General features: G+C 72.3%; 14 protein-coding genes. 8 read left to right on the top strand and 6 right to left on the bottom strand.

Features of this window, described 5'->3' with window-relative positions:
* Positions 1 to 51 precede the first annotated feature (51 nt).
* On the bottom strand, positions 52 to 342 hold the full coding sequence (locus tag F1C15_RS04345; protein WP_082514516.1) for a hypothetical protein: 291 nt from the start codon (positions 340 to 342) through the stop codon (positions 52 to 54).
* A gap of 184 nt (positions 343 to 526) precedes the next feature.
* Entirely contained in the window at positions 527 to 1,546 is a 1,020-nt protein-coding gene (locus F1C15_RS04340) for an aldo/keto reductase (protein WP_185233181.1), read from the bottom strand.
* 95 nt (positions 1,547 to 1,641) lie between these two features.
* Between F1C15_RS04340 and msrA the strand changes: the two genes are divergently transcribed.
* From msrA to F1C15_RS04310, 6 genes are all read left to right on the top strand, one after another.
* Complete coding sequence (gene msrA, locus F1C15_RS04335; RefSeq protein WP_185233179.1) at positions 1,642 to 2,169, top strand: peptide-methionine (S)-S-oxide reductase MsrA; 528 nt, start codon at positions 1,642 to 1,644, stop codon at positions 2,167 to 2,169.
* A gap of 49 nt (positions 2,170 to 2,218) precedes the next feature.
* Positions 2,219 to 2,449, top strand: coding sequence for a hypothetical protein (locus F1C15_RS04330; RefSeq protein WP_056056473.1), 231 nt, complete (start codon positions 2,219 to 2,221; stop codon positions 2,447 to 2,449).
* A gap of 115 nt (positions 2,450 to 2,564) precedes the next feature.
* A complete protein-coding gene (locus F1C15_RS04325) occupies positions 2,565 to 3,155 on the top strand; it encodes a single-stranded DNA-binding protein (protein WP_056056472.1) in 591 nt (196 codons plus the stop codon).
* A 109-nt stretch (positions 3,156 to 3,264) separates the two neighbouring features.
* Positions 3,265 to 3,720 (top strand): hypothetical protein, encoded by a 456-nt coding sequence (locus F1C15_RS04320; RefSeq protein WP_185233177.1) that lies wholly within the window; start codon positions 3,265 to 3,267, stop codon positions 3,718 to 3,720.
* A 99-nt stretch (positions 3,721 to 3,819) separates the two neighbouring features.
* On the top strand, positions 3,820 to 5,505 hold the full coding sequence (ettA, locus tag F1C15_RS04315) for an energy-dependent translational throttle protein EttA (protein ID WP_056056470.1): 1,686 nt from the start codon (positions 3,820 to 3,822) through the stop codon (positions 5,503 to 5,505).
* Position 5,506: 1 nt separating this feature from the next.
* A complete protein-coding gene (locus F1C15_RS04310; protein WP_056056469.1) occupies positions 5,507 to 5,980 on the top strand; it encodes a thioesterase family protein in 474 nt (157 codons plus the stop codon).
* Between the two features lie 43 nt (positions 5,981 to 6,023).
* Here F1C15_RS04310 and F1C15_RS04305 read toward each other — a convergent pair whose 3' ends face one another.
* Positions 6,024 to 6,914 carry an acyl-CoA thioesterase II gene (locus tag F1C15_RS04305; RefSeq protein WP_185233175.1) on the bottom strand — a complete coding sequence of 297 codons (891 nt, stop codon included), beginning with the start codon at positions 6,912 to 6,914 and terminating at the stop codon, positions 6,024 to 6,026.
* A gap of 21 nt (positions 6,915 to 6,935) precedes the next feature.
* Here F1C15_RS04305 and F1C15_RS04300 point away from each other — a divergent pair, with 21 nt between their 5' ends.
* Positions 6,936 to 7,607: a hypothetical protein gene (locus tag F1C15_RS04300; protein ID WP_056056467.1), complete on the top strand. Its 672-nt coding sequence runs from the start codon at positions 6,936 to 6,938 to the stop codon at positions 7,605 to 7,607.
* An 82-nt stretch (positions 7,608 to 7,689) separates the two neighbouring features.
* Here F1C15_RS04300 and F1C15_RS04295 read toward each other — a convergent pair whose 3' ends face one another.
* The 3 genes from F1C15_RS04295 to pepN form a co-directional block, all read right to left on the bottom strand.
* The gene (locus tag F1C15_RS04295) at positions 7,690 to 8,211 is read right to left on the bottom strand and encodes a globin (protein WP_185233173.1); all 522 of its coding nucleotides are present in this window, start codon (positions 8,209 to 8,211) and stop codon (positions 7,690 to 7,692) included.
* Entirely contained in the window at positions 8,208 to 9,221 is a 1,014-nt protein-coding gene (locus F1C15_RS04290; RefSeq protein WP_255465482.1) for a mechanosensitive ion channel family protein, read from the bottom strand. Before F1C15_RS04290 ends, F1C15_RS04295 begins: the two co-directional genes overlap by 4 nt.
* 117 nt (positions 9,222 to 9,338) lie before the next feature.
* Positions 9,339 to 11,879, bottom strand: coding sequence for an aminopeptidase N (gene pepN, locus F1C15_RS04285; RefSeq protein ID WP_185233171.1), 2,541 nt, complete (start codon positions 11,877 to 11,879; stop codon positions 9,339 to 9,341).
* A gap of 134 nt (positions 11,880 to 12,013) precedes the next feature.
* On the opposite strand from pepN, the gene F1C15_RS04280 reads away from it, so the two are divergent.
* The gene (locus F1C15_RS04280; protein ID WP_056056464.1) at positions 12,014 to 12,640 is read left to right on the top strand and encodes a DsbA family protein; all 627 of its coding nucleotides are present in this window, start codon (positions 12,014 to 12,016) and stop codon (positions 12,638 to 12,640) included.
* The last annotated feature ends 1 nt before the right edge of the window (position 12,641 follow it).

Below are 12,641 nucleotides of genomic sequence, written 5' to 3'. Positions count from 1 at the left end.
CTACAGCCGAGGTCGAAGGTTGCCGGGGCCCGGTCGCGGGCGAGCCGAGGCTCAGGCGAACCGGAAGCAGTCGGTCGCGTCGCTGCGGCTCCAGAAGTCGCCGATCTCGACGAAGCGCCGCTGACGGGCCAGGAACCTCTTCGCCCGCCACCGGTCGCCCTGCGGGTCGTCGTGCCTCTCGACGTAGCCGAGCACCTCGCCCGAGGCCGTCGTGACGCGGGAGAGGTCGTCGCGCACCTGGACGAGGCGCAGGCCCCCGCGGGTCTCGGCGAGCGGGAGGTGCTGCGTCGCCGGACGCGTCGCCGGGGGCGTGAGGAGGGTGGTCGCGGAGGTGCTGGTCATGAGGTGCTCCTGAGGTCATCCGGCCGATGCTGTCGAGAACACGGCTGACGCTACGAGCTGCCACCGACATCGCCTCGACCCGGGACGGGAGCCCGACGACGGCGCCGGGGACGGCAGGAGGGGCGGACCCGACCGGGCCCGCCCCTCCTCCGACGCCGAGCCCGTCAGGCCCGTGTCCGCTCCGTCAGCGACCCGTCCCGTCGACGGCGAACGGCTCGATGGCCGTGACCTCGTCGTCGGTCAGCTCGGCTCCGTGCAGGGCGTCGAGGCTGTCGTCGAGCTGGGCGACCGACGACGCACCGATCAGGGCGCTCGTGACGGCGGGCTGACGGAGCACCCAGGTCAGCGCGAGCTGGGCGAGCGACTGGCCCCGCGCCTCCGCGATGTCGTTCAGGCCCCGCACGCGCTCGAGGTAGGTCTCGCTCAGGGCGTCCTCCGTGAACCAGCGGCCCTCGGCCGCCCGCGACCCGGCCGGCGCCTTGCCCGAGAGGTACCGGTTGGTGAGCAGGCCGCCGGCGAGCGGCGAGAACACGATCGAGCCCACGCCGTTGTCGAGCAGCGTCTCGAAGAGGCCCTGCTCGGGCTTCCGGTCGAACATGTTGTAGCGCGGCTGGTGGATCAGCAGGGGCACGCCCTCGTCGGCGAGGGCGTCGATCGCCGCCTGCGTCTGCTCCGGGCCGTAGTTCGAGATGCCGGCGTAGAGCGCCTTGCCCTGGTGCACGGCGGTCGCGAGGGCCCCCATCGTCTCCTCGATCGGCGTCTCGGGGTCGGGGCGGTGCGAGTAGAAGACGTCGACGTAGTCGAGGCCCGTGCGCTCCAGGCTGGCCTCGAGCGAGTTCAGCAGGTACTTGCGCGATCCGCCGTCGCCGTAGGGGCCGGGGCGCATGTCGTAGCCCGCCTTCGACGAGACGACGAGCTCGTCGCGGTAGGGCACCAGGTTCGCGGCCACGATGCGGCCGAACTGCTCCTCGGCCGAGCCGTAGGGCGGGCCGTAGTTGTTGGCCAGGTCGAAGTGGGTGACGCCGCGGTCGAACGCGCGGAGGACGATGTCGCGCTGCGTCTCGAGGGCACGGTCGGTGCCGAAGTTGTTCCAGAGCCCGAGCGAGATGCGGGGCAGCTTGAGCCCGCTGCGACCGGTGCGGACGTAGTCCAGCTTCGAGTACCGCTCGTCGTCGGCGACGTAGGGGGTGAAGGGAGATCTCATGACCTCACCCTAGGGCCGGGCCCGGCCGGGGGCCCGAGCGATCGGGGGACGGCGCCCCCTGGTCGATCGCGGGTCGGCGGAGTACCGTGCGCCCCATGACGACGTTCGTCCTGGCCGGTGGCTGCTTCTGGTGCCTCGACGCGGTGTACCGCGCGCTGGAGGGGGTCACGGAGGTCGTCTCCGGCTACACGGGCGGCTCGTCGCACGACCCCACGTACGACGAGGTCGTGACGGGCTCGACGGGGCACGCGGAGTCCGTGCGCGTCACCTTCGACCCCGCCGTGCTGCCGGCCGACGTCGTGCTCGACGTGTTCTACACGGTGCACGACCCGCGTCAGCTCGACCGCCAGGGCGCCGACGTCGGGTCGCAGTACCGGTCGGCGACCTTCGCGGCCGACGACTCCCAGCGCGAGGTCCTCGAGCGCGCCCGCGAGCGTGCCGACGCGACCTGGGGCGGCGGGGTCGTCACGACCGTCGAGCCGCTCGGCCGCTTCTGGCCCGCCGAGGAGGAGCACCAGGACTTCGCGGAGAAGAACCCCGGCCAGGGGTACTGCGTGGCGGTGGCGCGGCCGAAGGTCATCGCCGTCCGCCGCGCCTACGCCCGGTACGCCCTGGCCACCTGACCCGCCCCGCACGCCGTGCGGGGCGCCACCGAGAGAAGGGTGCTCGACGATGAGCGACCACATGACCACCGACCGGGTCGAGCTGACCGGGCAGTCCTGGCTGGCCCTCGGGCCCGCCGGAGCCGTCGGCTCCGTCCACCGCACGAGCCACGGCTTCACCGTGCGCCTCGCCGGCCGCGACGAGTTCAGCGGGGAGTACCCCACGCTCGCCGTCGCGAAGAGTGCCCTGTTCGCGGCGCTCGGGCCGGGCGCCGAGTACCCCGAGTTCCGCGAGCACTAGCCGGCAGGGGGAGCCCCCGCCGGCCGTCCCTCCCCGGGGCGGCCCGGGCCCGCGTCGTCCCCAGGGAGGCGCGGGCCCGGCCGGGGGGCCCGCCCGCCCTCGCGAGACTCCCGGCATGACAGACACCATCACCCTCACCGGCATCGTCGCCACCGACCCCCGACTCGTCACGACCGAGGCCGGGCTCGACATCACGAGCTTCCGCCTGGCGTGCACGCAGCGCCGCTTCGACCGGGCCCGTGACGCCTGGGTCGACGGCGACACGAACTGGTACACCGTCACGGCCTTCCGGGCGCTCGCCGCCAACGTGGGCGCCTCCGTCCACAAGGGTGAGCGGCTCGTCGTCACGGGCCGCCTCCGCATCCGCCCCTGGGAGACGAGCGACAAGTCGGGCACGACCGTCGAGGTCGACGCCGACGCGGTCGGCCACGACCTGCGCTGGGGCCGGTCGTCCTGGAGCAGGGCCCTCGCCTCCGCGACGCCGGCGGGAGTCGCGGCGGGCGACGCGCCGGCCCCCGCCGACCCCGAGGCGGTCGCCGGGGGCACCGCGGCCCCGGGCTGGGCGTCCGTCGCCGCCGCGCGCCCCGACGAGTCGTCGGCCGGCGGGGGCGCCGTCGGTGAGGACGGACCCCTCGTCCCGGCCGGGGCCGGGGGAGGTGCGGGCTCCTCCGACCCCGCCGAGGGCGGCGACGAGCCGCCCTTCTAGCCCCGGCCGCGGGCGACCCCGCACCGTGCCGCCGGGGCCCGCGCCACGGGTGACCGCTACGATCGGTCGAGAGCGACCCGGCCCGGGTCCGCGGCGAGGAAGGTGCCCCGTGAGCCGATCGCGACCCGTCGCCCTCCGACTGGGCGTCGTGGCCCTGCTGGCAGCGGCCCTCACCGGCTGCACCACGGAGGCACCGGCCCCCGCGCCGTCGACCTCCGCCGCCGCGACCGCCGAGCCCTCCGCCGACCCGACGATCACGCCCGACTCGACGAGCGACGAGGCCTACGCGTACTTCGACCTCGTGGCTCGCGGGCACGTCGACGCGAACGACGGGCGCTCGATGGTCGACACCCTCGTGGCCGCCGGCTTCGACAAGGCGGCGATGGAGGTCACCCCCGACTCCACGTCCATCGGCCGGGCCGCCGACTCCGTGCAGTTCTCCGTGCTCTGGGGCAGCGACTGCCTCATCGGCCAGACCAGCGGCGCGGGCTACAGCAGCCAGCTCGCCCCGGTGCTCGGCAACGGCAGCTGCCTCGTCGGCACCACCCGCGCCATCGACTGGTGACCACCCGCTCCTCCTCGCTCCGGCCCCCAGGGGGCCGGCCCCCGAACCTCTCCCATCCCGCCCCCGGCGCCTCACGGCTCGACCCATAGACTGGACACCATGGCCGAATACATTTACTCGATGGTCCGTGCCCGCAAGGCTGTCGGCGACAAGCTGATCCTCGACGACGTCACGATGTCCTTCATCCCGGGCGCCAAGATCGGCGTCGTCGGCCCCAACGGAGCCGGCAAGTCGACGATCCTCAAGATCATGGCGGGGCTCGACACCCCCAGCAACGGCGAGGCCAAGCTCTCGCCCGGCTACACCGTCGGCATCCTCATGCAGGAGCCCGAGCTCGACGAGACCAAGACCGTCCTCGAGAACGTGCAGGAGGGCGTCGGCCCGATAAAGCAGAAGCTCGACCGGTTCAACGAGGTCTCGGCCGCGATGGCCGAGCCCGACGCCGACTTCGACGCCCTGCTCGCCGAGATGGGCTCCCTCCAGGAGGACATCGACGCCGCCGACGCGTGGGATCTCGACTCCCAGCTCGAGCAGGCGATGTCGGCCCTCCGCACGCCCCCGGGCGACGCCGAGGTCGCGAACCTCTCCGGCGGTGAGAAGCGCCGCGTCGCCCTCTGCAAGCTCCTGCTGCAGAAGCCCGACCTGCTCCTCCTCGACGAGCCCACCAACCACCTCGACGCCGAGAGCGTGCTCTGGCTCGAGCAGCACCTCAGCAAGTACCCCGGCGCCGTGCTCGCCGTGACCCACGACCGGTACTTCCTCGACCACGTCGCCGAGTGGATCGCCGAGGTCGACCGTGGTCGCCTCTACCCCTACGAGGGCAACTACTCGACGTACCTCGAGAAGAAGGGCGAGCGCCTCCAGGTCCAGGGCAAGAAGGACGCCAAGCTGGCCAAGCGCCTCGCGTCCGAGCTCGAGTGGGTGCGCAGCAACGCCAAGGGCCGCCAGGCGAAGTCCAAGGCCCGTCTGGCCCGCTACGAGGAGATGGCGAGCGAGGCCGAGCGCACGAGGGTCCTCGACTTCGAGGAGATCGTCATCCCCGTCGGGCCGCGCCTCGGCTCGCAGGTCATCGACGCGAAGAAGCTGCACAAGCAGTTCGGCGAGCGCGTGCTGATCGACGACCTCACCTTCACGCTGCCCCGCAACGGCATCGTCGGCGTGATCGGCCCGAACGGCGTCGGCAAGACGACCCTGTTCAAGACCATCGTCGGCCTCGAGCCGCTCGACGGCGGCGACCTGCGCGTCGGCGAGACGGTCGACATCTCGTACGTCGACCAGAGCCGCGGCGGCATCGACCCGAACAAGAACCTCTGGGAGGTCGTCTCCGAGGGGCACGACTACATCCAGGTCGGCAAGACGGAGATCCCCTCGCGGGCCTACGTCTCGCAGTTCGGCTTCAAGGGGCCCGACCAGCAGAAGAAGGCCGGCGTCCTCTCCGGTGGTGAGCGCAACCGCCTCAACCTGGCGCTGACCCTCAAGCAGGGCGGCAACCTGCTGCTGCTCGACGAGCCCACCAACGACCTGGACGTCGAGACGCTCGGCAGCCTCGAGAACGCCCTGCTCGAGTTCCCCGGCTGCGCCGTGGTCATCACCCACGACCGGTGGTTCCTCGACCGGATCGCCACGCACATCCTCGCGTGGGAGGGCCTGAACGACGACGGCACCCCCAACTGGTACTGGTTCGAGGGCAACTTCGAGTCGTACGAGGAGAACAAGATCGAGCGTCTCGGCGCCGACGCGGCGAAGCCCAGCTCCGCCACGTACCGCAAGCTGACGCGCGACTGAGATGACCCGCCTGCACGTGCCGACCCGGGTCCGCTGGAGCGACCTCGACGGGTACCGGCACGTGAACAACGCGTCGATGCTGCGCCTCCTGGAGGAGGCGCGCATCGACGCGTTCTGGTCACCCGACGGCACCATCGACGAGCTGTCGAGCGCCGCCGTGCTCGACGGGCGGCCCGACGCGGCGACGATGACGCTCATCGCCCGTCAGGAGCTCGAGTACCTCGTGCCGATCCCGTACCTGCGGGCGCCGCTCGACGTCCAGCTCTGGGTCGGCCGTCTCGGGGGCGCCAGCCTCGAGGTCTGCTACGAGGTCTGGTCGCCCGTCGGCGTCGAGCCTGCGCAGCTCTTCACCCGGGCGGCCACCACCATCGTGCTCGTCGACTCGGCGACGAACCGGCCGAGGCGCATCTCCGACGTCGAGCGTGAGGCCTGGTCGCCGTACCTGGAGGAGCCCCTGAGCTTCCGGCGACGCTGATCACCGGCGGGCGCTGAGCCCTGGGTCGTTTCTGACCCCGAGGTCACGCCTCCGGCGCCACCTGACGGCGCGGCACCCGGACCATGCCCTCCTGGGCCACGCTCGCGACGAGCCGCCCGGCACGGTCGTAGATGCGACCCAGGGCGAGCCCCCGGCCGCCGATCGCGTTCGGCGACTCCTGCACGTACAGCAGCCACTCGTCGACGCGCGCCTCGCGGTGCCACCACATCGCGTGGTCGAGGCTCGCGGCCTTGAGGCCCGGAGTGACCATGGCGACGCCGTGGCGCCGGTAGATGGACTCGAGGATGGAGTAGTCGCTCGCGTAGAGCAGGGCCGCGCGGTGCAGGTCGGCGTCGTCGGGCATCGGCGCCGTGGCGCGCAGCCACACGGCCTGGTGCGCCACCCGGGCGCCGTCGACGCGGAAGTACACCGGCGAGGGCACGTGCCGCATGTCGAAGGGGCGGTCGTTCGCCCAGGCCTGGGCGATGGGGTGGTCGACGACGGAGAGCAGCTCGGAGTCGCTGGGCACGTCGTCGGGGCCCGGCAGCCCCTCCGGCATGTCGACCTGGTGGTCGAGACCGTCGTCGGGGGTCTGGAACGACGCGATCATCGACAGGATGGGCACGCCGTCCTGGCTCGCCTGGGTGCGCCGGGTCGCGAACGACCGACCGTCGTGGATGCGGTCGACCGAGAACGTGATGGGGACGGTGAGGTCGCCCGGGCGGAGGAAGTACGCGTGCAGCGAGTGCACGGGGCGCTCCGGCCCGATGGTGCGCTGGGCCGCGACGAGCGACTGGGCCATGACCTGACCGCCGAAGACCCGGCCCAGCGGCTCGGGCTGCGACGTGCCCGTGAAGACGTCCTGGCCGTCGACCGAGCCGGCCGGCGCGAGGTCGAGGGTCGAGAGGAGGCTCTGCAGGGGAGAGGCGGTCATCCGATGTAGTTTAGGGGGCCGATGAGCCGTACATTCACCCTCCCAGACTCCCTGTCCCTGAGCGACCTCGCGACCTTCCTGGGGCGTGCCGCCCGCGTCGAGGACGGCTCGGTCCGGCTGATCGCCGGCGACGGCGTGCTCGCCGTGTACGTCGCGGTCTTCTACCCCTCGGGGCTGCTCGACCAGAGCCCGACCGTGCTGGGGCTGCGCACCTTCCAGCTCGTCGACCGGCCGAGCTTCGACGCCGTGGTGCCGGTGCGGTCGCTGACCGAGCGCCTCGTGCGACTCCAGAACGACGTCGTCGACCCCACGGCCGCGGTGACGGCGACGCTCCCCGTCGAGGTGAACACGGTGACCTGGGCCGCCATCTCACCGCCGCGCGGCGGCTGGAGCCGGCTGGCGCCCGCCGACGAGACGCAGCTGCGCGAGACCGCGACGGCCGGCATCGACGAGGTCGCGACGGCCCTCGGGTCGGAGACGGGCGAGCAGATCGTCACCCGCGTGCGCTCCGAGGTGTGGTCGCGCCCCGTCCCCGGCGCGGAGCACCTCCCCGCCGCGGCCGCGTTCGCCGCGCTCAGCCTGGGGTTCCTCGGCGACGACGAGCCCGTCTCCGTGCTCGAGACCGGCCCGTGGACCCGGGTCACGACGAGCCGGGGCCACGTGCTCGTCAAGCGCCGCGGCGGCCTGCTCTAGCCGCACCCTCACCCGCAGCCGCGGGCAGAGCACGGCATCGGCGCCGGGGCCGGCGCAGGTCCGGTCGGCCCGACGCCGGTCGTCAGCGGTCGCCGGGCGCCGGCATCGCGTTCACCATGGCGTGGGCGGCCCGGTCGAGGTACGCCCACAGGGTCGCGTCGTGGAGGGGAGAGAGCTGCAGCTCGTCGACAGCGGCCCGCATGTGGTGCAGCCACCGGTCACGCGCCTCCGGCGTGATCGTGAACGGCATGTGCCGCATCCGCAGCCGGGGGTGGCCGCGCTCGTCGCTGTAGGTCGTCGGGCCGCCCCAGTACTGCTCGAGGAAGCCGGTGAGGCGCTGGATCGCGCCCTCGAGGTCGTGCTCCGGGTACATCGGCCAGAGCAGCTCGTCGGTGCGGACGCCCTCGTAGAAGTGGCGCACGAGCCGCTCGAAGGCGGCCCGGCCGCCGATCTGCTCCCAGAAGACGCCCTGCGCGGCGTCGTCACCGAGCCCCCGGCGCAGCGTGACCGGCTGTGCCGAGTCGGCGGGCTGAGCCGGGCCGCCGGCCCCCGGCGGGGCACCGTCACCGGCAGGGCGCGGGGTGAGGGGGATGCCGCCGCTCATCGCCGACGCCCCCGGGGAGCGGGCTGGTGCGGGGTCGGCACGGTGTGCGGCGGCTTGGAGCCCTGCACCGAGGAGGCGCTGTCGAAGCCGGTGAGGACGACGCTCGTCAGCGACGGCAGCGTGATGCCCATGGCGTCGGTGGCCCTCTTGAGCCGTGCCCGCAGCTCGCGGTCGACGGTGTCGCGGTCGGCCGAGCGCGTCTTCACGACGACCCGGATGACCACGTGCTCGTCGGAGATCGACTGGATGCCCCACACCTCGGGCACGTCGATCACCGAGCGCTTCCACTTCGGGGTCGCCGCGAGCTCGTTCGCGCTCGCGAGCATGGCGTCCTGCACGGCCTCGACGTCGGCGTCGTAGGGGACGGCCAGGTCGATGACGACGCGGCTCCACCCCTGCGACATGTTGCCCACCCGCAGGATCTCGCCGTTGCGGACGAACCAGAGCACGCCGTTCACGTCGCGCACCTGGGTGACGCGGATGCCCACGGCCTCGACCACGCCGACGGCCGGGCCGACGTCGACGACGTCGCCGACGCCGAGCTGGTCCTCCGCGACCATGAAGATGCCGTTGAGCAGGTCCTTCACGATGTTCTGGGCGCCGAACGCGAGACCGGCGCCGACGACGCTCGCCGCGCCGACGATCGCCACGACGTCGAAGTCGAGCTCGCCGAGCACGAGCACGAGGGCGACCGCCGAGATGACGACGGTCACGACGTTGTTCAGCACGCTGCCGAGGGTGCGCGTGCGCTGCACCACCCGCACCGCCGCGAGGGGCGAGGCGACGAGCGCCTGCGTGTCGTCGACGTTCTGCTTCCGCTTGATGCCCGAGACGACCTGGTCGACCACCCGTCGGATCGCGAAGTGCAGCACGATCCGCAGCAGCACGGCGATCAGCAAGATGGCGGCGATGCGGATCGGCACGCCCCACATCGCCCAGAAGGCGTCCCAGTCGAAGTCGACGGGGGCGTCGGGGGCGGTGGCTGCGGCGAGGAGGAGAGTCTGCATCATCGCCGACGATCTAAGCACGCCCGTCCGACGTCGGCCGTGTGCGGCCTGGACGGACGAACGGCGGACCCTGTGAGCAGGGTCCGCCGTCCGACGGGTGGCCGCGAGCGACCGGCGCGGCTAGGAGGCGTCGGCCGCCTGGGCGCGCAGGGCACGCTCGACGCCGGAGACGCTCTCGCTCACGATGCGACGCAGGGCCGGCACGCCCGGGTTCGCCTCGAGCCAGGCACGGCTGCTGTCGACCAGCGCCTGGTCGGCCAGGGGCGACGGGTACAGCCCCGAGACCAGCGTGTCGGCGATGTGGTAGCTCCGCGACTCCCAGATCGTCGTCAGCGCGGCGAAGTACGGCTCGACGAGCGGCTGCAGGATCGCGGGGTCGTTCGTGTGGACGAAGCCCTGGGCGGTCGCGCGCACGATGGCGTTCGGCTGCTCCGAGCTCTCGACGATCGACCGGAACGCGGCCAGCTTGCCCTCCGTGGTGGGGATGGTCGCCCGGGCACGGGCCGCTGCCTGCGCACCGTTGGCCGTGTTGTCGGCCTCGAGCGCGGCGTCGATCTCGGCCGTGCCCGCGGCGCCGACGAGCACGAGGCCCTCGAGCAGCTCCCAGCGCAGGTCCGTGTCGACGGTCAGGCCGTCGAGCGCCACCGAGCCGTCCGTCAGGCCCTGCAGCGTCGCCGCGTGCTCCGGCGTCGACGCGATGCCGGCGAACGCCTTGACGAACTGGAACTGCGCGTCCGAGCCGGCCTCGGCCCGCTGCGCCAGCGCCCAGAGGCCGTCGCCGACCTCCGTGACGGTGGAGGCGCGGGTCGAGGGGTCGACGTAGGCCCGCGCCGTCTGCGCCAGCTGCGCGAGCGTCGTGCGGATGGTCGTCGACTCGGTCTCGGTCGCGATGTTGTCGAGCACCAGGCGCACGTAGTCGCGCGGCGCGGTCTCGGCGTCGCGCGTGGCGTCCCAGACGGAGCCCCAGACGAGGGCGCGGGCCAGGGGGTCGCTGATCTTCGCGAGGTGCTCCAGGGCCGTGGCCAGCGAGGCCTCGTCGAGGCGGATCTTGGCGTAGGCCAGGTCGTCGTCGTTCACGAGCACGAGCGCGCCGCGGTGCTGGCCGACGAGCTCGGGGACCTCGGTGCGGGTCCCGTCGACGTCGATCTCGACCCGGTGCCGACGCACGAGGGCGTCGCCGTCGAGGTCGTAGAGGCCGATCGCCAGACGGTGCGGGCGGATCGTCGGGTAGTCGGCGGGCGCCTCCTGCAGGACGGCGAACGCCGTGACGACGCCGTCGGCGTCCGTCTCGATCTCGGGGCGGAGGGTGTTGACGCCCGCCGTCTCGAGCCACTTCTCGCTCCAGCTCGTGAGCTCGCGGCCCGAGGTCGCCTCGAGCTCGACGAGCAGGTCGCTCAGCTCGGTGTTCGAGTGGTGGTGCTTCTGGAAGTACGCGGCGACGCCGGCGTAGAACGCGTCGATGCCGACCCAGGCGACGAGCTGCTTCAGCACCGAGCCGCCCTTGGCGTAGGTGATGCCGTCGAAGTTGACCTGGACGTCCTCGAGGTCGTTGATGGTCGCGACGACGGGGTGGGTGGACGGGAGCTGGTCCTGGCGGTAGGCCCAGCTCTTCTCCATCGCCTGGAAGGTGGTCCAGGCCTCGGTCCACTCGGTGGCCTCGGCCGTCGAGATCGTGGAGGCCCACTCGGCGAACGACTCGTTCAGCCAGAGGTCGTTCCACCACTTCATCGTGACGAGGTCGCCGAACCACATGTGGGCGAGCTCGTGCAGGATCGTGACGACCCGGCGCTCCTTGATCGCGTCGGTCACCTTGCTGCGGAAGACGTAGGTCTCGACGAACGTCACGGCGCCCGCGTTCTCCATCGCGCCGGCGTTGAACTCCGGCACGAAGAGCTGGTCGTACTTCTCGAACGGGTAGGCGTACCGGAACTTCTCCTCGTAGTAGGCGAAGCCCTGGCGCGTCTTCTCGAAGATGTAGTCCGCGTCGAGGTGCTCGGTGAGCGACCGGCGCGTGAAGATGCCGAGCGGGATGGTCCGGCCGTCGGAGCTGGTGAGCTCGCTGCGCACGACGTCGTAGGGGCCCGCGACGACGGCGGTGATGTAGCTCGAGAGCACCGGGGTGGGGGAGAAGGTCCAGGTCGCGACGTCGCCGTCGACGGCGGGCTCGGGGGTCGGCTGGTTGCTCACGACCTCCCAGCGGGCCGGCGCGGTGACGGTGAACTGGAACGTCGCCTTGAGGTCGGGCTGCTCGAACACCGCGAAGACGCGGCGGCTGTCGGGCACCTCGAACTGCGAGTACAGGTAGACCTCGCCGTCGACGGGGTCGACGAAGCGGTGCAGGCCCTCGCCCGTGTTCGTGTACTCGGCGTCGGCGACGACGACGAGCTCGTTCTCGGCCGCGAGGTCGGCGAGCTGGATCCGCACGCCGTCGTTCACCGCGGCCACGTCGAGCGCCGCGCCGTTGAGCGTGACCGAGTGGACGGTGCGCGTCAGCGCGTCGATGAAGGTCGAGGCACCGGGCGTCGCGGTGAAGCGCACGGTCGTCGAGCTGCCGAAGACCTCGGCACCCCGCGTGAGGTCGAGCTCGATCTCGTACGACTGGACGTCGACGACGCTCCTGCGCTCCTGCGCCTCGACTCGGGTCAGGTTCTCTCCGGGCACGCTTGCTCCATCCGTCTTCAGGTGTCCATGGCGGACTCGTGGTCCGCCGACGAGCCTAGACCTGGGGCCCGCGGCCCGGCGGGCGCCGCCGGCCCCCGGAGGTGCGCCCTCCGGCACAGGTGTTGACTGGGCGAATGACCGACACCGTCGCCCCCGCCCCCCACACCACCGTCGACTTCTGGTTCGACCCCTCCTGCCCCTGGGCCTGGATGACGAGCCGCTGGGTCGACGAGGTCGCCGCGCACCGCGACCTGGACGTCACCTTCCACGTCATGAGCCTCGCGGTGCTGAACGAGGACGCCGATGTGAGCGACGAGTACCGCTCGATGTTCGCCCGGATGCTCCGCTACACGCGCCTCGTGACGGCGGCCGGCGAGCTCCACGGCCAGCAGGTGGTCAAGCCCCTCTACGACGCGCTCGGCACGCGCATCCACCCGGGCGGCGAGACCGACGCCGACGTCGTCATCCCCGCGGCGCTCGCCGAGGTGGGCCTCCCCGCCGACCTCGCCCGGCACGCCGACACCGACGAGTTCGACGAGCAGATGCGCGCCAGCCACTTCGACGGCATCGGCCGCGTCGGGCAGGACGTCGGCACGCCCGTCATCGCGGTGAACGGCACGGCGTTCTTCGGCCCGGTCATCTCGCCCGCCCCGAAGGGCGAGGTCGCGCTGACCCTGTGGGACGGCGTCGTCGCGGCGGCCTCGTACCCCGGCTTCTTCGAGATCAAGCGGACCCGCACCGTCGGTCCGATCTTCGACTGAC

Origin of the sequence: Frigoribacterium sp. NBH87 (genome assembly GCF_014217665.1) — a bacterium.
Taxonomy (GTDB): Bacteria; Actinomycetota; Actinomycetes; order Actinomycetales; family Microbacteriaceae; genus Frigoribacterium; species Frigoribacterium endophyticum.
The sequence above is the reverse complement of the archived record's forward strand: the minus strand, read 5'-3'. Positions and strand labels throughout refer to the sequence as shown.